Origin of the sequence: Thauera sp. 28 (assembly GCF_000310145.2) — a bacterium.
Taxonomy (GTDB): Bacteria; Pseudomonadota; Gammaproteobacteria; order Burkholderiales; family Rhodocyclaceae; genus Thauera; species Thauera mechernichensis.
Map to the genome: position 1 here is coordinate 54,352 of NZ_AMXA01000013.1, position 25,531 is coordinate 79,882.

The following is a 25,531-nucleotide window of genomic DNA, read 5'->3' on the forward strand; positions in this document are numbered from 1 at the left end:
CGACAGGCCGAGCGGGCGCATACATGCTTGCTGAGAAATGCATTCCCATCACCTGAGCTCCTTGAGTTCCCGACTGTGGCTCGTCATCGCGCTGGCGGTGCTGCCGCTGTTCGTCATGTTCGTGTTCGACTACCTCGGTCAGCGTGATCTGACGGTCAGTCAGGCCGAGCGCGACATGGCGCGCATGCTCGAGGCTGCGAAGCAGGAAGAGGCAATGGCCCTGCGCGCGGTGCGCAGCACGCTCGGCATCATGGCGAACTCCGACAACCTCGCCAGCCTCGATGCCGAGGAGTGCAGCGGGATTGCCTCGCGGCTGCTGTCGACACTGTCCGATTTCAACAATCTGGGGGCTGCACTGCCCGATGGCACGCTGTTCTGCAGTGGCTTGCCGCTGCAGGGCGGGGTCCGGCTCGACGATCGCCAGTGGTTCAAGGACGCGTCCGCCGGCAGCGACATCAGCGCTGGAGAGTATGCCGTCGGTCGTATCTCGGGGCGGCCGTCGATGGTATTCGGCTATCCGCTGCGTGACGGGACGGAGTTGCGCGCGGTGTTGTTCGCATCGCTCTCACTGGCCTGGTTCGACCGCCTGGTTGCGGCCTACCGACTTCCTGAGGGCTGGGAGGCCATCCTGCTCAGCGACGCGGGCGAAGTGATTGCGCGTTATCCGGATGGCCACCCCTGGAAGGGCGTGCGCCTGCCGGAGGAGAGGCATGCCGCTTTCCTCGGCATCAAGACCGCAGCAGGTGGGGTCGGCGAGGTGGAAGGGCTGGAAGGCGCATTGCGCCTGTATGGCGTGCGGGGCGTGAGTTTCGCCGGTGACATGGTCGATGTCGTGATCGGGGCACCTCTGGGGCGATCCCTGGCCGACGTTGACCGGGCCTTCTCGGCACGGGTCGCGCTGCTTGCCCTGGTCGCCCTGATCTCGGCGCTGGCGGCGCGCTACGCCATCCGCGCCCTGATCGAGCGCTGGGCCGGCAGTACCCGCGAAGTGCTCGCGCGCATCGCCGAAGGCGCGCCGGCAACCTCCATAGCGCAGCCATCGGACGTGTTCGAGCTGAGGGCGGTCGAGGAGGGCATCGAGCGCATGGCCGTCGAGCTCGCACGCCGCGAGGCCGAACTGCGCCGCCTGTCGATGGCGGTCGAGCAAAGCCCCGAGAGTGTGGTAATCACCGACCCCCACGGCCGGATCGAATACGTCAATGACGCCTTCTGTCGCGTGACCGGATATGCGCGTGAAGAACTCATCGGCCAGAACCCTCGCATTCTCAACAAGGGGAGGACGTCCGAGGATACCTACCGCGAGCTGTGGGCGACGATCCTGCGTGGCGAGGTGTGGCGCGGCGAATTCGACAACGTACGCAAGGACGGCTCCAGCTACACCGAGTTTGCCACGATCGCACCGATCAAGAATGCCGACGGCGTCATCACCCATTTCGTTGCCGTGAAGGAGGACATCACCCTGCGCCGGCAGTCCGAGGCCCTGGTGCACCGGCTCGCCTATTACGACGCGCTCACCGAACTGCCCAACCGGGCGCTGATGCGTGACCGCCTGCAGCACGCCGTGTTGTCGAGTGCGCATACCGGCGACTATGCGATGCTGCTGTTGCTCGACATCGACCGCTTCAAGCAGCTCAACGACACGCAGGGCCATGCTGCGGGAGACCGTCTGCTGCAGGCGGTGGCGCGGCGCTTGAGACAGGTCTTGCGTGAGGAAGACACCGTTGCCCGCCAGGGCGATGACGACTTTGCCGTCATCGTCGAGCATCTCGGCCGCGGCAAGGAGGAGGCGCTGATACGGGCGGAGGGCATTGCCAAGGAGATTCAGGCCGTCCTCGGGGCGCCCTATGACGACCTCGACGACAGCGGTCGTCCGCATTACATGTCCTTCAGCATCGGCATCACGCTGTTCCAGGGGCGCCAGTGGGCGATCGAGAACCTGCTCAAGCAGGTCGAGGTGGCGCTTTACATGGCCAAGGAAGAGGGGCGCAACACGACGCGCTTCTTCAGCCCGCAGATGCAGGCACGGGTGCAGGCCCACGCCGAGATGGAAGCTGCGCTGCGCCAGGCCCTGGACGAGGGCGTCTTCCAGTTGTTCTACCAGCCTCAGTTCTGCCGCGACGGCAAACTCGTCGGCGCCGAGGTGCTGGCGCGTTGGCCGGTCGAGGGCGGGCGGATGGTGTCGCCGGCGGATTTCATCCCTGTTGCCGAGGACACTGGCCTGATCGTGCCGCTCGGCGGCTGGGTGCTCGACACCGCCTGCCGGCAGCTGGCGGCGTGGCAGGCGCAGCCGGGTACGCGCACGCTGAGCCTCGCCGTCAATGTAAGCGCGCGCCAGTTCCACCAGCCGGACTTCGTGCCCCAGGTCACGTCAGCGATGCAGCGCCATGGCATCATGCCTTCGGCACTCAAGCTCGAGCTGACCGAGAGCGTGATCCTTGGCGATATTGATGAGACGGTCGCGCGCATGGCGCAGCTGCGGACGCTGGGCGTACGTTTCTCGCTCGACGACTTCGGTACGGGCTACTCTTCGCTGTCCTACCTGCGCCGCCTGCCGCTCGACCAGATCAAGATCGACCAGTCCTTCGTGCGCGACATGCTCGACAATGCCGGCAGCGAGACGATCGTACTTGCCATCCTGGGCATGAGCCGCTCGCTCGGCCTGGAAGTGATCGCCGAGGGCGTGGAGACAGAGGCGCAGCACGCCTTTCTGCTCGAACATGGCTGCCAGCGCTTTCAGGGCTACCTGCTCGGCAAGCCCTTGCCGCTTGCAGCCTGGCCCGCGCACTGGCTGGACAGCTGCGCCGGCGACTGAGTCGTACGCACGCCGCCTCGAACCCCTTGTCTCAAGGAGTGTCATGAAACACCGCATCGTCATCGCCGGGACCTGCCTGCTCACGGGGCTTGCCGGTGTGCCCCCCTGCTGGGCGCAGCCGTCGCTGGTGGATGGCGAGGCCTTCGTCCTTCGTTGTGGGGGGATCGGTGCCGACGAGTCCACGCGCATGCGCGCCGAAGTATCGATGTACGCCCTCACCTTGCTGTACGCCACCGCGGGTGGCGTTTATCTTGCCGATGTCCATACACGGGTCGAGGAGCCTCTGGGCGGCCGTAGTGTCGAGGCCCCCTGCGGCCCTGTTGGCCAGGTGAACGTGCCCGAGGCCGGGACCTACCGTGTCATCGCCACCCATGAAGGGGTGCGCCAGGAGCATTGGGTGGAGCTGCGCCCGGGCGGCGGTGCAACCCTGTCCTTGCGCTGGGCGGATTGAGACGCAGGGAAAGTGCAGCCGCTGTGAGTCTGCTTGGGGAGGGTTGTGGCTGCGGCCTTCAGACCCTCGCGGCTGGCGCCGCTCCTACGCAGAACCCCGCGCTGCTGCCCTCGCTGTGGGAGCGGCGCCAGCCGCGAGCCTCCCAAGGCGGCACTCCATGTGGCGCCCTCGATGTCGTGATACGCCACGCGAATGCCGCGTGTTGAGACGCAAGCGCCTTATGCAACGCGTGCCAAGCCGTTAAACTCGCGGTCTTTGTCCAGTTTCAGCCGGAGCCAGCCATGACTGTGCAGCGCGTCCTCACCGGGATCACCACCTCGGGCACCCCCCACCTCGGCAACTACGCCGGCGCCATCAGGCCGGCGATCGCCGCCAGCCGCCACCCGGGCGTGGAGAGCTTCTATTTCCTGGCCGACTATCATGCGCTGATCAAGACGACCGACCCGCTGCGCGTGCAGCGCTCGACCCTGGAGATCGCCGCCACCTGGCTCGCCGCAGGGCTCGACACCGACCGCGTGTGGTTCTACCGCCAGTCGGACATCCCCGAGATCCCCGAGCTCGCCTGGTTGCTCACCTGCATTGCCGGCAAGGGCCTGCTCAACCGCGCCCACGCCTACAAGGCCGCAGTCGACAAGAACACCGCTGATGGCCTGGACCCGGATGCCGGCGTCAACATGGGTCTCTACATGTACCCGGTGCTGATGGCGGCAGACATCCTGATGTTCAAGGCGCATTCCGTTCCGGTCGGCCGCGACCAGATTCAGCACATCGAGATGGCGCGCGACATCGCTGGCAGTTTCAACCACCTCTACGGCGAGCACTTCGTGCTGCCCGAGGCGGCGATCGATGCCTCGGTGGCGACGTTGCCCGGCCTGGACGGGCGCAAGATGAGCAAGAGCTACGACAACACCATCCCGCTGTTCGCGCCCACGGCCGAGCTCAGGAAGCTCGTGTTCTCGATCGTCACCGATTCGCGGGCCCCCGGCGAACCGAAGGACGCTGACGGCTCCGCCCTGTTCGAGCTCTATCAGGCCTTCTCCCGGCCAGAGGAGGCGCGGGCGATGCGCACGGCCTTCGAGGAGGGGATCGCCTGGGGCGAGGCCAAGCAGGCGCTGTTCGACAAGATCGAGGCTACGGTGGCGCCGATGCGTGCGCGCTACGAGGAGCTGATCGCCGACCCGGCACAGATCGAGACGCACCTGCTCGAGGGCGCGGCCAAGGCGCGCGCGATCGCCACCCCCTTCATCGCCGAACTGCGTCACGCCGTCGGCCTGCGCCGGCTCACGACGATGGCCCAGCCCGCCAAGGCCGCCAAGGCCAAGGCGACTACCCAGCCCCAGTTCAAGCAGTACCGCGAGGGCGACGGCCGCTTCCACTTCAAGCTCGTCGCTGCCGACGGCGCCACCCTGGTCGTCAGCGAGGGTTTCGCAACGCCGCGCGAGGCCGGCGCGCTCGTGACCTATCTCAAGCAGGGGGGCGAGTTCGAGGTCGCAGGCGACGGCGTGTTCGTCAGCGGTGAGCGCGTGGCCGCGCTTGTCGGCGGCTGCGCGGCGACCGGACTGCGTGCTGCGCTCGCGAGCTTCGCCGAGTGATACGTAGCGCGGCGGCGCTCGGGTGAGGTGGCTGTCCAGAAGCGGTGGTTTGGTGGCCATGGGCGGTGTGGCGCAGCTGTAACAGTGTGCTTTCCCAGCCTTGAAATCGGGATAATTGGTGCGATGCAATATCCTGCCCCTCAGCCGTGAAGCGCCACCCACCGAAAGCCAACAAAGCCCCTCAGTCCGCACGCGCACCCGCCCTGGCGCCAGCGCCGATGTCGTCCGCGCCGGCGCAGGAACCGGCGCTCGCCGCGCGCCGGCGGCGCCCCTGGCGCTTGTTTGGTGCGGCGGCCTTCCTGCTGCTTGTCGTCGCCCTGGTCGCGGGCGGCATCCTGCTCCGCCACGAACTCGACACCTCCCGCCTGCAGGCGCGCGAGATCGCGCGCTTTGCCGCCCGCCTGGACTACGAACGCATTGCGGGGCCGAGTGAGGCTGTGCTGTATCCGCAGCATGGCCCCTTCGATCAGCGCTTGGGCTACACCGAACTGCCACGCTTCATTGAACGCCTGGGTGCGCGCGGCTTCGCGCTCACCGCACAGACGCGCTTCAGCGATGCCTTGCTCGATTACGTCGGCCAGGGTTTCTTCCCGCCCTATCGCGAGAAGGCGCGCGCCGGGCTCGACGTGCTCGACTGCCGCGGCGACGCGCTGTACGACTTCCGCTATCCCTACCGTGGCTATGCCAGCTTCGAGGCGGTGCCGCCAGTCGTCGCGGAGGCGCTGCTGTTCATCGAGAACCGCGGCCTGCTCGACGAGTCGCGGCCGCTGCTCAATCCGGCGGTGGATTGGGTGCGCTTTGCGCGTGCCGCCCTCGGCCAGCTCGGCCGCATGGTCAGCGCCGACCTCGACGCGCCTGGCGGCAGCACGCTGGCGACGCAGATCGAGAAGTATCGCCACTCGCCCGACGGCATCACCCACGATGCGCGCGAGAAGCTGCGCCAGATGGTGTCGGCCAGTGTGCGCGCCTACCGCGAGGGTGAGCACACCCTGCCGGTGCGCCGCCAGCTCGTGCTCGACTACCTCAACACCGTGCCGCTGTCGGCGGCGCCCGGCCATGGCGAGGTCAACGGCGTGGGCGACGGGTTGTGGGTGTGGTTCGCGAGCGATTTCGAGCGCGTCAATGCGCTGCTGTCCGCGCCTGAGGCGCTCGACGAGCCCGAGACACTGCAAGCCCAGGGCATGGCGCTGCGCCAGATGGTGGCGCTGATGATCGCCCATCGCCGCCCGTCGTGGTACCTGATGGGTGGGCGCGAGGTGCTCACCCGCACCACCGACGCGTACCTGCGCCTGCTCGCCGAGGCCGGCACGATCAGTGCCGCGCTGCGCGACGCGGCGCTGGCGCAGCCCCTGGTGTACCGCGACCTGCGCGCCAACCCACCGCTGCGCCCGGCCAACCCGGGCAAGGGCACGACCGCTGTCCGCGCGCGCCTGGCCGGTATGCTCGGCACCTCGCTGTACAGCCTGGACCGGCTCGATGCCGAGGTGGATACCACGCTGCACGCCGGGCTGCAGCAGGCCGTCAGCGGCTACCTTGGCCGCCTGTCCGAACCGGCCTTCGCGCGCAGCCAGGGCCTGGTTGCCGACCGCATGCTGAACCCCGCCACGCTCGGCGCCGTGCGCTACAGCTTCACCCTGGTCGAGCGCACACCCGGTGGCAACCGCGTACGCGTGCAGACCGATACCACCGACCAGCCCCTCGACATCAACGAAGGCAGCAAGCTCGAGCTTGGCTCCACCGCCAAGCTGCGCGTGCTCACCACCTATCTCGAAATCGTTGCTGAGCTGCATGGCCGCCTGGCCGAGCTCGATGTGCCGGCGTTGCGCCGTGTCGAGGTTGACCGCCAGGACAACCTCACGCGCTGGGCGATCGACTATCTCGCCACGGCCCCAGACCGCAGCCTGCCGCTGATGCTCGAGGCTGCGCTCGAACGCCGCTTCTCGGCCAATCCGGGCGAGGGCTTCTTCACCGGCGGCGGGCGGCATACCTTCGGCAACTTCAACAGCAGCGACAACCTGCGCGAGCCCACCTTGCGCGAAGCGCTGCAGGCCTCGATCAATCTGCCATTCGTACGCCTGATGCGCGAGATCGTGCGCCACACCATGTACCAGGTGCCCGGCAGTACCGCGCGCCTGCTCGAGGACAATGACGACCCGCGCCGCATGGAGTACCTCGCCCGCTTTGCCGATCGCGAGGGGCAGACCTTCCTGCGCCGCTTCTGGCGCAAGTACCAGGGCCGTACGCCGGAGGAAATGCGCACGATGCTGCTCGACGGCCTGCGTCCCACCGCCGAGCGCTTGGCCGCGGTGTACCGCTACCTCGAGCCCGAGGCGCCGCCCGAGGCGCTGGCGACCTTCCTCGCCCAGCGCCTGGGCGATGCCCGCCTCACCGAGGGGCGGGTCGCCCAGCTTTACAGTCGCCATGCGCCCGAGGCCTGGGACCTGCCTGACCGCGGCTACGTCGCCCGTGTCCATCCGCTCGAGCTGTGGCTGGTCGCCCACCGCCTGCACAACCCGGACGGCACCTTCGCCGAGGCCGTGGCCGCAAGCGCCGAAGAGCGCCAGGAGGTGTACCGCTGGCTGTTCCGCACGCGCTCGCGCAGTGCCCAGGACGTGCGCATCTTCACCATGCTCGAGGTCGAGGCCTTCCTCGACATTCATCGCCGCTGGGCGCGGCTGGGCTACCCCTTCGGCCACCTCGTGCCCTCGCTGGCCACCGCGCTCGGCAGCTCGGGCGACCGTCCGGCGGCGCTCGCCGAGCTCATGGGCATCATCGTCAATGATGGTGTGCGGCTGCCGACGCAGCGCATCGACCGCGTGCGCTTCGCCGTCGACACCCCTTACGAGACCGGTTTTGCGGTGCGGCCCTCGGCGGGGGACCAGGTCATGCCGGTGGAAGTCGCCGCGGCCTTGCGCGGCGCACTGTCCGAGGTCGTCGAGGGCGGCACGGCGCGCCGCCTGGCGGGCACCTTCCGCCTCGCCGACGGCAGCGAGCTCGCGCTGGGTGGCAAGACCGGCACCGGCGACAACCGCATCGTCGTCGGCGGCCGTGCTGGTGTGGCGCTCAATCGTACGGCCACCTTCGTCTTCTATCTGGGGCCGCGCCACTTCGGCTCGCTCACCGCCTACGTGATCGGGCCCAACGCGGCATCCTACCGTTTCACGTCGGCGCTGCCGGTGCAGATCCTCAAGTCGATGGCGCCGGTGCTGCTGCCTCACCTGGAGTCTGAGCCCGAACTGGCGTGCGCGCCTGTCGACGATCTGGCCCTGCCGGCTCCTGCCGTGCCTGCGCCCGATGACGCCACGACAGCGGACCGCGTTACGCCCCGCGAAAGCGAGGCGCTGGACGGGGAGGCTTTGCACGATGAGGATGGGCTGCGGGAGGATGACTCGAGCCTGCCCGTCAATGGCGATGACACGGCGCCGCCCGCCGACTACGAGGCGCCCGAGCCCGACCCGCCGACGCTCGCCCCCGAGGGGGACGAGGGTGTGACTGCGGCGCCAGGCCTCACCGATGCCGCCGACTACGAACCCACCCGCCTGCGCGTCGGTCGCATCGGTGGTGCCGAGCTCAGCGCCGCGCCGCAGTCAGCCGGGCTTGCGCCGTCCGGTTCAGCTCCGGCGCCCGCGCCTGCAGGAAGCGCAGGAAGGCTGCAGCGAGGGGGCTGAGGCGCTTGCCGGCAGGGTAGACCACCTGCCATTGCGACATCACCGGTGTGTCGACGACCTGTAGCACGGCGATGCCTTCGTCCGCAGCGTGCGCCAGCGCATGGGCCGACAGCACCGACAGCCCCAGCCCGCCCGCGACGGCCTGCTTCACCGCCTCGTTGCTACCCAGCTCGAGGCGGGGGCGCAGCGCCATGTCGTGCGCAGCGAAGAAGTGTTCCGCCGCCTGCCGCGTGCCCGAACCCTGTTCGCGCAGCACGAATTCCTCATCCTCCAGCGCACGCACGGCGATGTCGATGTGCCCGGCAAGAGCGTGGTGGGTCGGGGCGATCACCACCAGCGGGTTGCTCAGGAAAGGGGTCGCCACCACCACGGGCACCTCCGGCGGCCGGCTCATGATGTAGAGGTCGTCCAGGTTGTCGGCGAGGCGGCGGACCACCGCATCGCGGTTGAGCACCACCAGCGACACCTCGACCGCCGGCCGCTCGCGGCGGAAGTCGCCCAGCAGGCGCGGGATGAAGGTCTCCGCGGTGCTCACCACGGCCAGGCGCAGGCGGCCGACCACGTCGCCGCGCAGTTCGGCGAGCGTCTCGTCGAGGTTTTCCAGTTCCTGCTCGACACGCTGCGCGGCACCCACCACGGCATCGCCCGCTGTGGTCAGGTGCAGGCGGCGTCCGACACGCTCGAACAGGGGCAACCCGACCTGCTCGGACAACTGGCGAAGCTGCCCCGACAGCGTGGGCTGGGTCAGGTGCAGGCGCTGGGCCGCGCGCGTGACGCTGCCTTCGCGCGACACGGCGAGCAGCAGGCGGAGCTGGTGGAGAGTGAGACGCATGGCTGAGGTGACCGGCGCAGTAGCATAGATAAAAGACTATGTTAAACCTAAAAAGATACGATTTTTATCCATGTGTGCACTGCGGCAGAATGTGTCCGCTCGCTGCCTCTCGCCAGGTGAGGCGGGCCGCAGCCCAGATCACCAGGATGCACGCCTAGCGAGCATCTCCACAGGAAGCCACAACATGGTCGATGCCGTACCCTTCTTCTTCGCCCTCGGCGTTGTCGCCTCGCTGGTGCGCAGCGGGCTGCGCCTGCCGGCGGCAGTGTTCGAGACGCTGTCGATCTACCTGCTGCTGGCCATCGGCCTCAAGGGCGGCATGGAGATCGCGCGCTCCGAGAGCGCCACGCTGTGGGTCGATGCGCTGCTCGCGATCGGACTCGGCGCGGTGATCCCGCTCTTCGTCTTCCCGCTCTTTCGCCTGCGCTTCGGTCGCGCTGATTCGGCCTCGCTGGCGGCGCACTACGGCTCGGTAAGCATCGTCACCTTCGCCGTCGGCGCGTCGATCCTCGGCAGCCGCGGCATCGAGGTCGAGGGGCACCTCGCCCTGCTCGCCGCCCTCATGGAGGCGCCGGCGCTGATCGTCGCCACCCTGATGGCGCGTCTCGGCACCCAGGGTGCGGACGGGCGCACGACGACCGCGGCGCTGGTGCACGAGGTCTTCGCCAACAAGAGCGTCGTGCTGCTCGGCGGCGGCATCATCATCGGCTGGGTTGCCGGTCCCCAGGGTCTGGAGCCGATGTCGCCGCTGTTCGTCGATCTGTTCAAGGGCGCGCTCTGCCTGTTCCTGCTCGAGATGGGCCTGATCGCGGCCGACCGCCTGCCCGACCTGAAGAAGGCCGGTCTCTTCCTCGTCGGCTGCGGCCTTGCCCTGCCGCCGGTGCTGGCCCTGGGTGGCTGGGGTGTTGCCCAGCTGATGGGTCTGGGCGTGGGCGGTACGGTGCTGATGATGACGCTGGCCGGCAGCGCCTCGTACATCGCCGCGCCTACCGCAATGCGCATCGCCGTGCCCGAGGCCAACCCGGCACTGGGCGTCGCCGCCGCACTGGCGGTGACCTTCCCCTTCAACCTGCTGGTCGGGATTCCGCTGTATCTGTGGTGGGCGCAGGCGATGGCGTGAGGTCCTCGGCGCCGGTTGCCGACGGCAGGTCCGCAGCAAGGGCCTGTTCGGCGCCGTCCGCGCCGCCCTCGCCCGGATCTCCGTTCCGGTTCTCCGCGGTGGCTGAACGCTCCTCCGGGGCCACCATCTCGAGCACGGTGGGCGAGGTGCGCATCATGGCAGTGAATTGGGCGGGCTCATCGACGATCTCGTCCCGGGTGCGGCGGTACAGCAGCAGGGCGTAGATCGCCAGCGGGACAAAGGCGAGGCCCAGGTGCAGGGGCAGGGCGATGCTGCCGAACACCCCCATCAGGGCGCCGGCGACGGCAGGTCCGACTGCTGCGCCGAGCCCATGCAGGAATAGCACGCCAGTGTTGCCGGCGAGTATCTCGTCCTTGTGCAGGTGGTCGACGAGGTGCGCGACCACGATGGGATAGACGGCGAACGCCGCCCCGCCGAACACGAACAGGCCTGCCAGCGATACATGCTCGAGGTGGCCGAGCAGGGCGACCACGAGCCCGGCCGAGGCTGCGCCGATGGCCGCTACCGCGAGCGCCAGGCGGCGGTCGCCGGCGTCCGAGAAGCGCCCCATCGGCCACTGCAGCAGGGCGCCGCCGATGATCGCCGTGCTCATCAGCAGGCCCACCCCGGCCGCGTCCAGGCCGATGCCTTCGGCGTACAGCGGGGTCAGGCTCCAGAACGCCCCCATCGACAGCCCGGACGACAGCGCGCCGACGAAAGCTGCGGGCGCCGCACGCCAGATCAGGCCCAGGTCGAGCCGCGGTCGGGCGCCGATCTGCGGCTGTGGCAAGCGTGTCATCGTCACCGGCAGCAGCGACAGGCAGACGAAGATGGCCGCCACCGCAAACAGGGTGAACGCCGCCGGCGTGTCCAGGCGCAGCAACTGTTGGGCGCCGGCGAGCGCAGCGAGGTTGACCACCATGTAGATCGCGAACACCTGGCCGCGGCGCTCGGCCGCGGTCTGGTCGTTGAGCCAGCTCTCGATCACGGCATAGAAGCCGACCAGGCCGACGCCGGTCAGCACGCGCAGCCCCATCCATACCCCGGCATCGACAATGAGGGTGTGGAGCAGGATGCAACTCGCCACCGTCGCGCCGAAGAAGGCGAATGCGCGGATGTGGCCCATGCGGCGGATCAGGCGTGGCGCGATGAAGGTGCCGAGAAAGAAGCCCAGGAAGTAGGTCGAGCCGATGAGCCCGAGGGTGTTTGCCGAGAAGCCTTCCAGGCTTCCGCGCAGCGGGATGACCGTGTTGACCAGGCCCGAGCCGAGCAGCAGCAGGGCAATGCCCGACAGCAGGGCGCCGATGGGAACGAGGGTAGGGAGCATGGCAGCACAGGCTCGACTGTCCGCGCCGGATGGGTGCAGTCGCCGGAGCCTGCCGTTTGCATTTGGACAAAATAGTCTACCAGCCTCGCGCGGGTGGCGCTGCCTGTCCGTCCCACAGCATGTCGCGCCAAGCTGATCCCGCATATCAGCTTGGCGCGCTTGCCAAGGCCGGTGCTGCCGAGTCTAATAGCGCCCGAAACCCATTCGACGCGGGGACGACCCCGCCCGCCGTGCGTCCTGCATGGCGACCGTCGATGAACGGCGGGACGACCCGCCCTTCAGGTCTGTCGCCTCAGCGCGGCGGGCCGCAGGATTCCACCGTGTCTGCCAAACCCAAGCTTCGCTCCTTCCGGGACCGCCTGCGTCAGATTGCTTTGTTCGAGGTCGGCGGCCTGCTCCTGATCACCCCGCCCTTTGCCTGGCTGAGCGGCGTGCCGGTGACCGAGTCGATCGGCCTGCTCGCCCTCCTGGCACTCATCGCCGCGATCTGGAACGGGTGCTACAACACGAGCTTCGACTGGGTCGAGGGCCGGCTCACCGGCCGTACCGCAGACCGCCGGCCGTTCCGCCTGCGCTGCGCGCACGCGGTTGGCTTCGAGACCGGACTGCTGATGCTGACCTTGCCGGTGATCATGTGGTGGACCGGCATGGGCTGGCTCGAGGCCCTGATTGCGGACATCGTGCTGGCGATCACCTATACGGTGTATGCGTTGCTGTTCAACCTCGGCTACGACCGTGCCTTCCCCATCCAGCCCACCACCGCACCGCGTGCCGGGGCCGAGGACATGGGCACGGCCGTCGCGGCGGAGCGCTGAGATGGGCGAGGACGTGCGCAACGCCGACCTGGCAGGCCTCAACACTTTCGGCCTGCCGGCGCGCGCTGCGCGCCTCGTCCACGTGCGCAGTGCCGCGCAGCTGAAGGCCCTGATCGCCGAGCCGGCGTGGGCTGCCACACCGCGCCTCGTGCTCGGCAGTGGCAGCAACCTGGTACTCGCCGGTGACTTCGCCGGCACCGTGCTCAAGGTCGAACTCGCCGGCCGCCGCCTGGTGGCCGAGCACGCCGACGCCTGGGTCGTCGAGGCCGGTGCAGGGGAGAACTGGCATGCCTTCGTGCGCTGGACGTTGGAGCACGGCTGGCCGGGGCTGGAGAACCTGTCGCTGATTCCGGGCACGGTAGGCGCGGCGCCGATCCAGAACATCGGCGCCTACGGGCTGGAGCTGGCCGAGCGCTTCGACGCGCTCGATGCCATCGATCTCGACAGCGGTCAGGTGCGTACCTTCAGCCTGGCCGACTGCGGCTTTGCCTACCGTGACAGCGTGTTCAAGCGCGCCCCCGGGCGCTGGCTGGTCAGCGCAGTGCGGTTCCGCCTGCCGCGGCCGTGGCGGGCCGTCACCCGCTATGCGGACGTGATGCAGGAGCTGGGAGAGCGGTCCATTGCCACCCCCGCTGCGCTCGACATCTCCGATGCGGTAGTCGCCATCCGCCGCCGCAAGCTGCCCGATCCCGCGTTGCTCGGCAACGCCGGCAGCTTCTTCAAGAACCCGGTGGTGGATGCGGGGCTGTGCGCGCACTTGCTTGCCGCACACCCCGCAATGCCGCATTACCCGCAAGCCGACGGCAGCGAGAAGCTGGCGGCCGGCTGGTTGATCGAGCAAGCCGGCTGGAAGGGCCGCGACCTCGGGCCGGTCGGCTGCTACGAGCGCCAGGCCCTGGTGCTGGTCAACCGTGGCGGCGCAACCGGGGCCGACGTCGAGCGCATCGCGTGCGCCATCATGGCCGATGTCGAAGCCCGCTTTGGTGTCCGCCTGGAGCCGGAGCCGGTGTTCGTCCGCGCCTAGCCGCCTTCGACCTCTCGCGGCTTGCGCCGCTCCTACAGGGGGAGACGCGCGTTGGGTTTGCTGTAGGAGCGGCGCCAGCCGCGAGCTTTGCAAGGTCCGTCGTGTCTTGCCGGCTGCATTAGAATCCGACCTCGTCCTCAGCTCACCGGAGCCCTCATGTCCCAGTCTGCGCCCGCCGTCCCGCCTGTCATCGTCGCCCTGCGTGCGGCGCTTGGTGCCGACGAGGTGCTGGCGGGCGATGCCAGCCCCCGTCACCTCAAGGACTGGAGCGGCGTCGCCGGCGGCCTGCCGCTCGCCATCCTGCGCCCGCGCAGCACCGACGAATTGTCGCGCATGCTGGCGATCTGCCATGCACACGACCAGGCGGTGGTGCCGCAGGGCGGGCTGTCAGGCCTGTGCGGCGGTGCGGTGCCCGGCGCGGGCGAGGTGGTGGTGTCGCTGGAACGCATGAACCGCATCGAGCGCATCGACATCGACTCCGGTACCGTCACCGTCGAGGCCGGGGCCATCCTGCAGAACGTGCAGGAGGCCTGCCGCGAGGCCGGCGCGCTGCTGGCGGTGGATCTGGGCGCGCGCGGCTCCTGCCAGGTCGGCGGCAACGTCGCCACCAACGCTGGCGGTAACCGCGTGATCCGCTACGGCAACACGCGCGACCTGGTGCTTGGGCTGGAAGTGGTGCTCGCCGACGGCACCGTGCTGAGCATGATGAACCAGATGGTCAAGAACAACGCCGGCATGGACCTCAAGCACCTGTTCATCGGCAGCGAGGGCCTGCTGGGCGTGGTGACGCGCATCGTCTTCAAGCTGCAGCCGCTGCCGCGTGGGGTGAGCACCGCCATCGTCGCGCTCGACGACTACGCCGCCGCGCTGCGCTTCCTGCGTCACGCGCAGCAGAGCCTGTCGGGCCAGGTCAGCGCCTTCGAGATCATGTGGCGCGACTACCTGCAGACCGCGGTCGAGGCCGGGCGGCTGCGTGCGCCGCTGGCGGGTGACTACCCGGTGTATGTGCTCATCGACATGCACTGCGGCCAGCCCGACACCGACGCCCGCCGCTTCGAGGCCATGCTCGAGCAGGCGATCGAGGCGGGCTGGATCCTGGATGCGGCGATCGCCCAGTCGGTGGCCGACGCCGAGGCCTTCTGGGCGATCCGCGACGGCGTTGCCGAAGTGCTGCGCGACTACGCGCCTACGCTCAACTTCGACGTCTCGGTGCCGGTCGCCCACATCGGCGACTGCGCGCAGCGCGTGCGCGCAAACCTCGAGCGTGACTGGCCGCAGCTGAAGGCCTTGTTCTTCGGTCACGTCGGTGACGGCAACCTGCATGTGGTGGTGTGCAAGGTGCCGCAGGACCACGACAGCCTCGAGCGCATCGAAGAGGCGGTGTATGGGGTGGTACGCGACTACGGCGGCTCGATCTCGGCCGAGCACGGCATCGGCCTGCTGAAGAAGCCCTGGCTGGGGTATTCGCGCTCCGCGGCCGAGATCGCGCTCATGCACAGCCTCAAGCAGGCGCTCGACCCCAAGGGGCTGCTCAACCCCGGCAAGGTGCTGTAAGCCGCCAGCCGCGCCTAGATCACATGGCGCGGCTGCTCGATGATGGTCTGGTAGACGAAGCTGCTGATCAGCATGCGCGTTCTAGGTACGTTGTCGCGGAAATCCAGGCCGTAGTAGTACTCGATGCCGTCGGCGTCGATGGCCTGTTCCACATTGCGTATCTCGGCAACGACGGTGAGCTCATTGTCGACATCGTGCAGCTTCAGCGTGAAGCGCAGCACCACGGCAGCGCCCTTGTCGCCTAGTGCGGTCTTGGTGTGCAGCAGCACGCCGGTGGCGCTCATGTTGAGCAGCACGCCGGGCACCGTTTCCGCCCCGGCGGCTTCGGGCCCCGTGTCCGCGGGGAGCTGCGTGCGCACACGTGTTGCCTTGCGGATGATGCTGCCCTGGATCAGGGTGGGGAAGCTGAGGTGCAGGTATTCGAAAGGCAGCCTGCATACGCGCAGCACATGGGCGCGGAATGCGAACGCGCTCTGACGCGAGAACACGCGCACCACCAGCAGGTCGCCTTCGACAAGGCCGATGCGCTTGCCGCCCGCGGTGGGCGTGGTGACGATCAGGCTGGTGTCCTGCATGTAGCCCACCACGCGCACGAAGCTGCGGTGGCCCCCTGTGGCGACAGGGCATTCGACCTGCAGGCGGTCGCCAACCCCCAGGCGCATGTCATCGAAGCTGAAGCCCTTTGCTGCGCGGGGCTCGGCGGCAGTGCCTTCCTGGTCTGCGCCGTCAGTGCCTACGTCGTCGTCTTCTTCTGTTTGTAATCGCATGGGTATGCAGGCCGACCGGGATACGTAGCCGTGGATTCTAGCGTGTGCCGAAGGTGGCAGGGCCGCATGATGCTTGCGTCCGTGCACTATCGCACTGCATGGCCCGATATCGGCGGTGCATGTTCAGTTGATGCTCAGATCCCTGTGACAGGCGCGCAAGGCCCTGCCGAGCATGGCCGTGCGCGTGAGGATGCGGTGGCCGTTGATGCCGAAGATGCGCCGGGCGGCCTCGCGGCCGTCCTCGCCGAGCATGAGTCCGGCGCAACGCACGCCGGACCGGCGCGCCTCGCTGACGGCTACACGTGCATCCTCGACGAGGTGCTGCGGGTCGAACACGTCGATGTCGGCCGGGCTGCCGTCGGACACCACGATCAGGGCCGGCATCGGGCGGCTGCGCAGGAGGGAGGTGGCGTGGCGGATCGCGGCGCCGAGGCGGGTGGATTGGCCGGGCCTCAGGCCCTGCAGGGGGCTGGGGTGGTTGTGGGCGTGCGCCGTGTCGAAGTCGACCAGGCGGTGGTAGCGCACCGCGTGCCGGCCGTCGGAGTCGAACCCGGCCACGGCAATGCGGCCGCGCTGGCGATGCAGGGCCGCGACAAGCGCGCGTGCCGCCTCGCATTCCACGTCCAGAATGCTGCGGCCGTCGTCGAGGCGGTCGGCGGTGGAGGCGGACAGGTCGAGCAGGATGAGCAGGTCCAGCGCCGGCTCGCCGGGACGGTTGCGGCGGAACAGGCGTGGGTCGGGCGCCCGCCCCAGGCGCAGGTCGAGCGCAGCGGCGGTGGCGGCATCCAGATCGAGCTCTTCGCCGTCCCACTGCCGGCGTTGCCGCAGGGCAGGGCGCAGGCGCGGCGCAGTGTGAATGCGCAGTGGCGCGTCGCGGCGGCTGCCGTCGTCGGCGTCCGCAGAGGTGGTGCGTGCCGGCGCCGGGGCGATCTCGGCTACGGTGCACCAGTCGCTGCGGTAGCGCCCGAGGCGGTAATGCCATTCTGCATGGGCGTGCAGGCTGTGCGCGGGCGTTGCGGCCGCAGCTTCGCCTTCGCCGGCGGGGCGGTGCGCCGCCGTCCCCGCCAGCACCCCTTCCTGGCGCACGTGGGTTTCGGCCTGGTGCGCATCCTCGGGGTGCTGCCAGAGGTGGCTGTTGTCGTCGTGCCAGGGCAGCGGCGGCGCGTAGGCCTGCAGGTTTATGCGCACGCGCAACTGGCCAAGGTCGTTGGCGAGCACGGCGGCGATACGGCGGAACACGGCGGGCTGTTCGAGCTCGTCGAGGGCGGCCTCGAACAGCCCGCGTGCCTTGGTTACCCAGGGGTGGTCGTCGGCGAGCCCGGGGTCTATCAGGGCGCGCTGCAGGCGTTCGACCAGGTGCTCGAAGCCGACGCCGTCGGCTGCCGGGTGCCGGGCGAGCAGCGTGCGGAACAGGCGCTCCAGGCCGGGGTGGCTGCGCATGAGCAGGCGGTCGCAGCGGCAGTCCTCGACTGCGGCGGCAATGGCCAGGCCGATGGGCTTGAGCCGGCCGGTGGCCTGGCGGCGCGGCGAATGCAGCAGATGGCCCAGGGCATGGGCGCTTGCCGCCAGGGCAAGGTCGGGGTCCGGGTGGGTGGTGAGCGTGTCCGGCAGCAGCAGCACCTTGCCGTGCAGCACCGGGCGCGGCGGCGGGCCGTCCTGCGGTGGGCGGTCGAGGGTCTGCACGCTCGCCTGGTCGACGCCGAAGGCGTGCAGCAGGTGGCCGAGCGCGCGCAGCCGGGTATCGTCCGGCGCGGGCGCCGGGCAAGGCGGCAGCCGTTCAGAAGGCCGCGTCAAGGATCGCCTCCAGCGCCTGCGCCATGTCGGGTTCGTCGGTGAGGGCGGCCGTCATCGCCATGCGGCAGCTGTCGCGCGGCGGCAGGCCGTCGTGGATGAGGGTGCCGGCGTAGATCAGCATGCGCGTGGAGATGCCCTCTTCCAGCCCGCGCTCACGTAGCCGGCGCGACTTGTGCGCGATGTCGACCAGGCGGGCGGCGAGGCTGCGCTCGATGCCTGACTCATGGGCGACGATGTCGGTCTCGACCGCGGCCTCGGGGTAGTCGAACTCGAGTGCGGCGAAGCGCTGCCGGGTGGAGGGCTTGAGCTGCTTGCCGTGGCTCTGGTAACCGGGGTTGTAGGAGACGACGAGCTGGAAGTCGGGGTGTGCCTTGAGGATCTCGCCCTTCTTGTCGAGCGGCAGGATGCGGCGGCCGTCGGTGAGCGGGTGGATCACCACCGTGGTGTCCTGGCGCGCTTCCACGATCTCGTCCAGGTAGCAGATGGCGCCGTGGCGCACCGCGGTGGTCAGTGGGCCGTCGTGCCAGTGCGTGCCGTCGGCGTCGAGCAGGTAGCGGCCGACGAGGTCGGCGGCGGTCATGTCCTCGTTGCAGGCCAGCGTGATCAGCGGCTTGCCCAGGCGCCAGGCCATGTGTTCGACGAAGCGCGTCTTGCCGCAGCCGGTCGGGCCCTTGAGCATCAGCGGCAGGCGGTGGGCGTAGGCGTGTTCGTAGAGGGCGATCTCGTGGCCGGTGGGGTGGTAGTAGGGCTCGGTGGTGATGCGGTAGGGGCTGAGATCCATGGCGGGAATCCGGGTGAGGCACCGGTGATGCAGTGAGGGCAGGGAGGGGGTGGGCGCGGGCGCTCCCACCCCGTTGGCCCTGGGTCAGCGGTGCGCCGACGGCTGGTTGGGGATGCCCTCGATCGGGCATTCCGGCGTGCCTACGGTGGAACGGGTGATTGCCTCCACCTTCTTGCGCGTGCCTTCCGGGTCGTTGATCCACTCGCCGTAGAAGCTGTAGGGGCAGGCGGCGACGCCGGTGGGTTCCTCGCCGGAGTTGATCTTGCCGGTGTAGCCGCGGTGCAGCAGCTTGAAGAGGTGGTTCTGCGACTGCGCGTTCTTGCGGAAGTCGCGGATCAGGCTGGTGGAGAGCTCGGCGTACTGGATGCCCATCTCCTCCTCGCCGCATTCGCCCAGCGTGCGGCCGTCGAAGCCGACGATGGCCGAGTGGCCGAAGTAGGAATACACGCCGTCGAAGCCGGTGGCGTTGGCCACGGCCACGTAGCAGTTGTTCATCCACGCCATCGCCTTGGCCACCATCACCTGCTGGTCCTTGGCGGGGTACATGTAGCCCTGGCAGCGCACGATCAGTTCGGCGCCCTTCATCGCGCAGTCGCGCCAGATCTCGGGGTAGTTGCCGTCGTCGCAGATGATGAGGCTGATCTTCATCCCCTTCGGGCCGTCGGACACATAGGTGCAGTCGCCCGGATACCAGCCCTCGATCGGCACCCAGGGCATGATCTTGCGGTACTTCTGCACGATCTCGCCCTGGTCGTTCATCAGGATCAGCGTGTTGTAGGGCGCCTTGTTGGGGTGGTCTTCATGGCGCTCGCCGGTCAGCGAGAACACCCCCCACACCTTGGCCTTGCGGCAGGCGGCGGCGAAGATCTCGGTCTCCTCGCCCGGCACCGTGGCGGCGGTGTCGTACATTTCCTTGGCGTCGTACATGATCCCGTGGGTCGAATACTCGGGAAAGATCACCAGGTCCATGCCCGGCAGGCCCTGCTTCATGCCCACCACCATGTCGGCAATCTTGCGCGCGTTGTCCAGCACCTCGGCCTTGGTGTGCAGGCGCGGCATCTTGTAGTTGACCACCGCAACGCCCACGCAATCGGCGCTGCTCGAAATATCTCCGTGTCTCATGGATTGGGTCTCCCGGTGAGGCGGGTTGCAAAGGGTGTGGCCTCATTGTCGGGAGGGTGGTGCGCTGCACAAATACGTTGTTTGACGTATCGGGCGCCAGGGCGGGACGACGCCGTTGAGAGATCTCGTGTCAGCTCGTCCACGGGTTGAAGACCTCGACGGGCAGGCCGGCGAAATCCTTGGTGTTGCGTGTCACCAGTACCAGATCGTGTTCCAGGGCGGTCGCTGCGAGCAGGCTGTCAATCGTGGGCAGCGGTCGTCCGGCTGCAGCGACCAGACGCCCCCAGCGACCGGCCACTGCGCCATTGACGTCGAGGATGCGCCCGGTGAAGAAGGTGGGGAGATCCGTTTCGAGCCAATCGATCAGCGTCTGCTTTCGAACTTCGTCACCCACGCCTTCAATGCCCTTGCGGATCTCGCCGAGCGTCAGCACAGAGAGATGCAGGGTGGTGGGCGGCCGCTGCGAAAACCAGGCGACCACGCCGGGGTCTGGAGACTTGCGCCGCAGTTCGGACAACACGTTGGTGTCGATCAGATAGCTCAAAACGAGACCTCGCGCGTCAGGCTCTGCTCGCGTTCGAGGGCGATGTCGTCTGTTCCGAACAAGGGTGAGCGTCGCATGAAGTCCACCAACGAGTCCTGTGCCTGTGACAACCGATCAAAAGTTTCGCGCGAGATCACCACTGCGACCGACTTGCCGTGCAGGGTGATGTCCTGGGGCTGGGTCTGGGCGCGCTTGACCAGCTCCGACATGCGCGCCTTAGCTTCCTGCATCTGCCAAGTCTGCATTGTTTTGCCTCTCTTTCCGACTAGTATGGTCAGATTTTAGTGGCGGTCCGATCAATACTCAAGTCGCGACGCAGGCGCTTTCCCGGCATGGCCCCAGTAGAGCGGCTCCAGCATCTTCCTCAAGCGTGCCCCCGATCTAGGAGGTGAGTGCCTCCGGACCCTTGCAGATGGTGTCCGGGTCGTTGAATCGCCCGCCGTCGGGGCGCTGTCTGCGGCGGCGTCGTTTGTAGAGTGATGCTCTGGGGCGCAGGCGGAGGGTTGTCGGCCTCAGCCGACCTTGGGTCTGACGCCGACGTCGGGCGGCAATGCGTCGGTCACCGGCCGCTCACCTGTTTTCGGCGGTGAACGACCGCTTCCTGTGTCTGGCTATAGCCGGACCGGACCCTCACCCGTCGGTCGCGGAAGCGAAGCTTATGCGCCTCCTTTCGGAGCAAACCGGCCTGCCGTCTGCGGGCGATCCCGCAGTCGTTCGCGGATACGCCATCGCTTGCACGGGCTCGCCAGAGATCAAGGGGGAAGGCATAGAGACCTTGCATCAGTGATGAGTGTGTAGTATTAATTACACATGCTACATTTTGGTGAACACATAAGACAGGCTCGTGAAGCACTACAGGAGCAGGACCGGACGTTCTCGCTACGCCAGGTTGCTGCTCGCGTGGGTATCGAACCAGCCTACCTTTCCAAGATCGAGCGGGGCATTTTTCAGCCACCGTCAGAGGACGTCATCGTGAAACTGGCCGGGGTCCTAGGAGAAGACAAGGACGTCCTGCTCGCCTTGGCGGGCAAGCTCTCCAGCGACTTGCAGCAAATAATCATTCAGCGGCCCAAGCTCTTCGCGGAACTTCTTCGCCAACTGAGAGAGGTTCCTGATTACGCAATTCTTCGCGTGGTTCGGGAGGTCAGAGACGGACAGTGGTAACAACGTTCAGGAGCGAGGACCATGATCGAATTAAAGAACGACGAGCTTCTCATTCAGTTCCCCGATGTGCATGAGGATGCAGTTTGCCGTGTGGACTTTCAGCGGACGCTGCGCATTCCCGACGACAACCGGGACTATCCCCTGCCGCCAGGTTTGGGGCGCTTTTCAGTAGAGCACGTTGAAGATCACTCATCACGATTGCCTGCCGCATGGGTCGAGCGTGGCGGGGTCCTACTTCCGATGTACCAGGCAGAGGCGCTGTGGATTAACTTTTCCAGTGGGAGCAGTTCCCGACGGAGCATCAGTTATCCGTTCGCAGTAAAAATTGCAGCAGGAAAGATTAACGCGGTGACTGGGGATGAATGGGCCAACGGTCTCGCCAAGGATCCGCAGGACTATCTCGTGGTACCTGACCAACCTTGGCTAGACGGATTCTGCGTCCAGAAGGGTCTAATTAGACAGTTTGTTGCGATGCCCATGGGAGCGGGTTACACGGCGGAAGAACAGATCTCTGGCTTCGCTGCACATGGAGGCATTCAGATCATCGTCTATCCGATGAAGCGAGATCGCTATGAAAAGTTGGTGAATCGGACCACGCCCTTATTCGATCCAGACATTTGCTACAGCCTTGCCGACCCATGCGAGTCGGTATCGATGGGATTGGCGCCCGGCGGCCTGATGCGGCAGGAGATCTATGAAGACAAGTATGGTTACGACGCTTGGGATACGTCCAGATCAAGTCGCTGCTTCATTCATATACTCAACAGCGCCCAGTGGGAGATCGTCACTGGCAAGTCTGTGCCACGAAAGCCACCGTCGGCGGCCGACTATACAAAAGCGGCGTTGCCTTGGTTCGAGTATTACGATGAAAAGCTCTGTCCGCTGAGTGGAGCAAAGAGCCTTGCAGGACTAGATAGTATTGGAGCCAAGAGCGTGAAACTCTCCGAGAAACCACTATCTGAGAATGCGCCTATACCTGAACAGAAAGTTATACAGATCAATTCTCCATCGCATCAGATTAAGGAAGGAAATTGGTAATCGATAACTGGAAGTCGCTTTTGCCTTCCGCAATGTACTGCACTCCCACTCACTCATCAACTCGCTTCACTGCTGACTCTTCAGTCGGAGTTTACGATGCCTGTACTCGAACCCTGGCTAGACTACGCCCTGATCTTTGTAATCCTCTTTTTTCCTCCGACTCTTATTCGGCTCGTCTGGCGTCGCTCGTTACCCAAGGCTACTGCGATCGTCCTGTGCGTTGCCTCATACTTCCCGTATCACATACTCTTCGCCGCGATCGGTGCTTCACCCTACACAAATCTCATAATGCTCGCTACCATCGCGAACTACTTCGTGTACAGATACAAGACTGGAACGGAAGCCCGCAAAGATGCGGTTGCAGCGCGCAGTAAGCTTGGATATGAGGAATAAAGACAACATGCGACTCACCCCTGTCACTTTGCACGCGCGCGGCGACAGCTAATTCAAATGATTAGACGTAAGATATGCAGTAATTGGCCTCAGGAGGTTTGCCATCATGAATGGCGCACAGAGAGTTATCCTGCTAATTGCGGCACTTTTTTTCGTCGCAATGCTACTTTATCCGCCTTATCACCTAATCGCGAAAGAAGTTGTGATCAACCAGGGTTATCGCTGGATTTTCTCGCAGCCAGCGGGCTCAACTGTCAATGTTGGAATGCTAGTCACTCAATGGCTGATAGTGCTTACAGTTACGGGCCTCGCCTTCTTCATCGCCAAGACCGACCCACCGACTTGATAGTCTTCTTGACTTTGAAGTCGACTTAAGATTGGCGACGACCTCTTGAAGGCGAGCCAGACGATGAATGTCAATACGGTGACTGCGGAATCTACCCGCACGATAAGAACCATTGCAACGTGAACCTGGTGAAAGTATCGTCTGGCAGTTCCCAGGGCAATCGCACCGACTTCGCATAAGCAAATGCAATAACGCTTTTACTTTCATGACCTTGCGAGACTCCTGTTCACATTGTCATAAGTTGTGTAGTTTCCTACCTTTTTGGGTATCCCATGAAGGCAGGAAACGTCATGCCGCTGACGCAGGTGTTCGTCTCGATTTCCGACCCGCGCAGCGCGCGGCATGCGCGCCACGTCCTGGCCGAGTTGCTGACGGTGGCGGTGTGCGCGGTGCTCTCGGGTGTCGACGACTTCGTCGACATCGAGTTGTGGGCCGAGGCCAAGATCGACTGGTTGCGAGGCTTCATGAAGCTTGAGCATGGCATCCCGTCTCACGACACGATCGGACGCGTGTTCGGCCTGATCGCGCCCGACGAGTTCGAGTCCGCGTTCCGGCGCTGGGTGGGCATGGTGGTGCCGGCGCTGGCCGGGGATACGGTCGTGGCGATCGACGGCAAGACGAGCCGGCGCTCGGGCGGCAAGAGCAAGACTGACGCCAGTCCGTTGCACCTGGTGAGCGCGTTTGCGGCCGGCATGGGCGTCGTGCTGGGCCAGACGGCGACCGCCGAGAAGTCGAACGAGATCACCGCGATTCCCGAACTGCTTGCCAAGTTGGCGATCGAGGGCTGCGTGGTGACGATCGACGCGATGGGCACCCAGACAAAGATCGCCCGCACGATCCGCGAGCGCGGCGCGCATTACGTGCTGTGTGTGAAGGAGAACCATCCGAACCTGCACGATTCGATCCTGTTTGCCGACATCGATCCGCGAGGGCCGCTGACGCCGAGCTCGACCCATGAGACCACGATCAAGGACCACGGTCGCATCGAGATCCGCCGATGCCGCGCCTACGCCGCGATCGATCGCCTCTACAAGTCCGAGGACTGGCAGGATCTGGCAAGCTTCGCGGTGGTCGAGCGCATTCGCACCGTGGGCGATCACACCAGCACCGAGCGCGTCTTCTACATCAGCAGCCTGCCCGCCGACGCCGAGCGCATCGCTCGGGCCGTACGCAGTCACTGGGAGGTGGAGAATCGGCTTCACTGGTGTCTGGACGTGCAGTTCAACGAGGATCAGTCACGGGTGCGCAGCGGCTATGCCGCCAACAACCTGGCCATCGTTCGCCACATTGTGATGAACCTGCTGCGGCTCAACACGACGCGCAAGGCGAGCATCAAGTCCAAGCGCATGCTGGCGGCGACTATCGACGAATTTCGTGCCGAGTTGCTTGGGGTTATGACATGAAGGTGCGATTGCCCTGTGGCAGTTCCCGCCGCCTCGAAATCAAATCGTGCGGGAACTGCGCAAGGGGCGAACACTTTACCAGTGAAGACTTGAAAGTCGTCCGTACTCGATATCGGCTGCTTCGCACGCCTCCTGGATGACGGTCTCCATAACGGTCTGATTCAGATTCGTCGCAAGCCATACTCCAGCGACGGGCCGGGCGTAGCAAGCTAGGTGGCTGCTGGCAGAGCAGTACAATCCGCTCTTTTCCCTGTGGATGTAGCGACGAGTTCGACACTCGTTGCTTCGGTGGCGGACCTCGTCTAACGCGAGGAATTTCTCCAAGAATGGCGAGTCTTCGTCCGATAAGGATTGAATTGCGATAACTACGCCGCTGATTCTATCCTTTGGCCGGAAAACTTCGTATTGACTCCAGCGTGCTGTAATGCGACGGCGAAGGACAACTCTCAGGGGCCGGTTGTTCAGATTTGTGAATATGCCGTTGATCGTCGGCTTGGTCATTTGATTTACTCCTGTAGTAACGATGTGGCTGTAGTTTTATCATGCAGGGGAATTAAATCAAGGTTAACGCGGGCGTCCTTATTCGGACGACCAAGTAGACTGGTCTGCGTCGCCTTTCGAAGAAGGTCTGCGAGGTAAACGCGGCTGAATGTGGTAAACCGTTGGGTGAAGGCTTTTCTTGCCAGTATCCATTTGGGCTAGATTTTGCCTAATGGAGCTACGTTTGCCGCTCCACGATGAAATGCAAAGCCGGACCCATTGGAAGGGGCGGCGCAAAGCCTTTGCGTGATGAGGTCGCGGTCGTTTATGGAGACGGCACCACACGATAGGAAGAAGCGAACCACTCTGTCTAACAGCAGTATGGGAACCTCAGCAACAGCGCGGCTTCGAGGCACTTCTTGATGCCGCCAATTGGACAAGAGCACGATAGGACACAGACGGAAGGGCGGCAGATCAAGGGTAGCCGCCATTCGAACGGCCGGC

The 25,531-nt window shown here is 66.1% G+C and carries 20 protein-coding genes; 12 read left to right on the forward strand and 8 right to left on the reverse strand.

Translation table 11 applies throughout. The features are described 5' to 3' along the window. Nucleotides 1–37 precede the first annotated feature (37 nt). From C662_RS11070 to C662_RS11085, 4 genes are all read left to right on the forward strand, one after another. On the forward strand, nucleotides 38–2,812 hold the full coding sequence (locus C662_RS11070; RefSeq protein ID WP_002928826.1) for a bifunctional diguanylate cyclase/phosphodiesterase: 2,775 nt from the start codon (nucleotides 38–40) through the stop codon (nucleotides 2,810–2,812). A gap of 43 nt (nucleotides 2,813–2,855) precedes the next feature. Beyond that, nucleotides 2,856–3,263, forward strand: a complete 408-nt coding sequence (locus C662_RS11075; protein ID WP_002928827.1) for a hypothetical protein — start codon at nucleotides 2,856–2,858, stop codon at nucleotides 3,261–3,263. Nucleotides 3,264–3,544: 281 nt separating this feature from the next. Further along, entirely contained in the window at nucleotides 3,545–4,855 is a 1,311-nt protein-coding gene (locus tag C662_RS11080) for a tryptophan--tRNA ligase (RefSeq protein ID WP_002928828.1), read from the forward strand. Between the two features lie 218 nt (nucleotides 4,856–5,073). After that, complete coding sequence (locus C662_RS11085) at nucleotides 5,074–8,523, forward strand: transglycosylase domain-containing protein (protein WP_002928831.1); 3,450 nt, start codon at nucleotides 5,074–5,076, stop codon at nucleotides 8,521–8,523. Here C662_RS11085 and C662_RS11090 read toward each other — a convergent pair. Then, nucleotides 8,426–9,355: a LysR family transcriptional regulator gene (locus tag C662_RS11090; protein WP_002928834.1), complete on the reverse strand. Its 930-nt coding sequence runs from the start codon at nucleotides 9,353–9,355 to the stop codon at nucleotides 8,426–8,428. The two genes, C662_RS11085 and C662_RS11090, sit on opposite strands and share 98 nt — an antisense overlap. A gap of 184 nt (nucleotides 9,356–9,539) precedes the next feature. On the opposite strand from C662_RS11090, the gene C662_RS11095 reads away from it, so the two are divergent. Continuing rightward, nucleotides 9,540–10,475 (forward strand): sodium-dependent bicarbonate transport family permease, encoded by a 936-nt coding sequence (locus C662_RS11095; protein WP_002928837.1) that lies wholly within the window; start codon nucleotides 9,540–9,542, stop codon nucleotides 10,473–10,475. On the opposite strand, the gene C662_RS11100 is transcribed toward C662_RS11095, so the two are convergent. Continuing rightward, nucleotides 10,420–11,802 carry an MFS transporter gene (locus C662_RS11100; RefSeq protein ID WP_002928839.1) on the reverse strand — a complete coding sequence of 461 codons (1,383 nt, stop codon included), beginning with the start codon at nucleotides 11,800–11,802 and terminating at the stop codon, nucleotides 10,420–10,422. The genes C662_RS11095 and C662_RS11100 overlap by 56 nt on opposite strands. Before the next feature lie 320 nt (nucleotides 11,803–12,122). On the opposite strand from C662_RS11100, the gene C662_RS11105 reads away from it, so the two are divergent. The 3 genes from C662_RS11105 to C662_RS11115 all read left to right on the forward strand — a co-directional run bounded on the left by C662_RS11105 (nucleotide 12,123) and on the right by C662_RS11115 (nucleotide 15,195). Beyond that, complete coding sequence (locus tag C662_RS11105; RefSeq protein ID WP_002928841.1) at nucleotides 12,123–12,617, forward strand: PACE efflux transporter; 495 nt, start codon at nucleotides 12,123–12,125, stop codon at nucleotides 12,615–12,617. Between the two features lies 1 nt (nucleotide 12,618). Next, nucleotides 12,619–13,641 carry a UDP-N-acetylmuramate dehydrogenase gene (gene murB, locus C662_RS11110; protein WP_002928843.1) on the forward strand — a complete coding sequence of 341 codons (1,023 nt, stop codon included), beginning with the start codon at nucleotides 12,619–12,621 and terminating at the stop codon, nucleotides 13,639–13,641. A 156-nt stretch (nucleotides 13,642–13,797) separates the two neighbouring features. Then, the gene (locus C662_RS11115) at nucleotides 13,798–15,195 is read left to right on the forward strand and encodes an FAD-binding oxidoreductase (RefSeq protein WP_002928845.1); all 1,398 of its coding nucleotides are present in this window, start codon (nucleotides 13,798–13,800) and stop codon (nucleotides 15,193–15,195) included. A 14-nt stretch (nucleotides 15,196–15,209) separates the two neighbouring features. On the opposite strand, the gene C662_RS11120 is transcribed toward C662_RS11115, so the two are convergent. From C662_RS11120 to C662_RS11145, 6 genes are all read right to left on the reverse strand, one after another. Continuing rightward, nucleotides 15,210–15,962, reverse strand: a complete 753-nt coding sequence (locus C662_RS11120; protein WP_002928846.1) for a flagellar brake protein — start codon at nucleotides 15,960–15,962, stop codon at nucleotides 15,210–15,212. A 123-nt stretch (nucleotides 15,963–16,085) separates the two neighbouring features. Further along, nucleotides 16,086–17,756 carry a nitric oxide reductase activation protein NorD gene (locus tag C662_RS11125; protein WP_002928847.1) on the reverse strand — a complete coding sequence of 557 codons (1,671 nt, stop codon included), beginning with the start codon at nucleotides 17,754–17,756 and terminating at the stop codon, nucleotides 16,086–16,088. After that, entirely contained in the window at nucleotides 17,740–18,537 is a 798-nt protein-coding gene (locus C662_RS11130) for a CbbQ/NirQ/NorQ/GpvN family protein (RefSeq protein WP_002928848.1), read from the reverse strand. Before C662_RS11130 ends, C662_RS11125 begins: the two co-directional genes overlap by 17 nt. Nucleotides 18,538–18,621: 84 nt before the next feature. Further along, a complete protein-coding gene (locus C662_RS11135) occupies nucleotides 18,622–19,659 on the reverse strand; it encodes an aliphatic amidase (RefSeq protein ID WP_002928849.1) in 1,038 nt (345 codons plus the stop codon). 130 nt (nucleotides 19,660–19,789) lie between these two features. Next, a complete protein-coding gene (locus C662_RS11140) occupies nucleotides 19,790–20,203 on the reverse strand; it encodes a type II toxin-antitoxin system VapC family toxin (RefSeq protein ID WP_002928851.1) in 414 nt (137 codons plus the stop codon). Then, the gene (locus C662_RS11145; RefSeq protein WP_002928853.1) at nucleotides 20,200–20,448 is read right to left on the reverse strand and encodes a type II toxin-antitoxin system Phd/YefM family antitoxin; all 249 of its coding nucleotides are present in this window, start codon (nucleotides 20,446–20,448) and stop codon (nucleotides 20,200–20,202) included. The genes C662_RS11140 and C662_RS11145 overlap by 4 nt, the downstream gene beginning before the upstream one ends. A 565-nt stretch (nucleotides 20,449–21,013) precedes the next feature. Here C662_RS11145 and C662_RS11150 point away from each other — a divergent pair. From C662_RS11150 to C662_RS11170, 4 genes are all read left to right on the forward strand, one after another. After that, entirely contained in the window at nucleotides 21,014–21,367 is a 354-nt protein-coding gene (locus tag C662_RS11150; protein ID WP_002928854.1) for a helix-turn-helix domain-containing protein, read from the forward strand. 21 nt (nucleotides 21,368–21,388) lie between these two features. Continuing rightward, the gene (locus C662_RS11155; RefSeq protein ID WP_002928856.1) at nucleotides 21,389–22,405 is read left to right on the forward strand and encodes a hypothetical protein; all 1,017 of its coding nucleotides are present in this window, start codon (nucleotides 21,389–21,391) and stop codon (nucleotides 22,403–22,405) included. A gap of 499 nt (nucleotides 22,406–22,904) precedes the next feature. Further along, nucleotides 22,905–23,144 (forward strand): hypothetical protein, encoded by a 240-nt coding sequence (locus C662_RS11165; protein ID WP_002928860.1) that lies wholly within the window; start codon nucleotides 22,905–22,907, stop codon nucleotides 23,142–23,144. A gap of 272 nt (nucleotides 23,145–23,416) precedes the next feature. Further along, the gene (locus tag C662_RS11170; RefSeq protein ID WP_083485707.1) at nucleotides 23,417–24,547 is read left to right on the forward strand and encodes an ISAs1-like element ISTha2 family transposase; all 1,131 of its coding nucleotides are present in this window, start codon (nucleotides 23,417–23,419) and stop codon (nucleotides 24,545–24,547) included. Nucleotides 24,548–25,531: the final 984 nt, after the last annotated feature.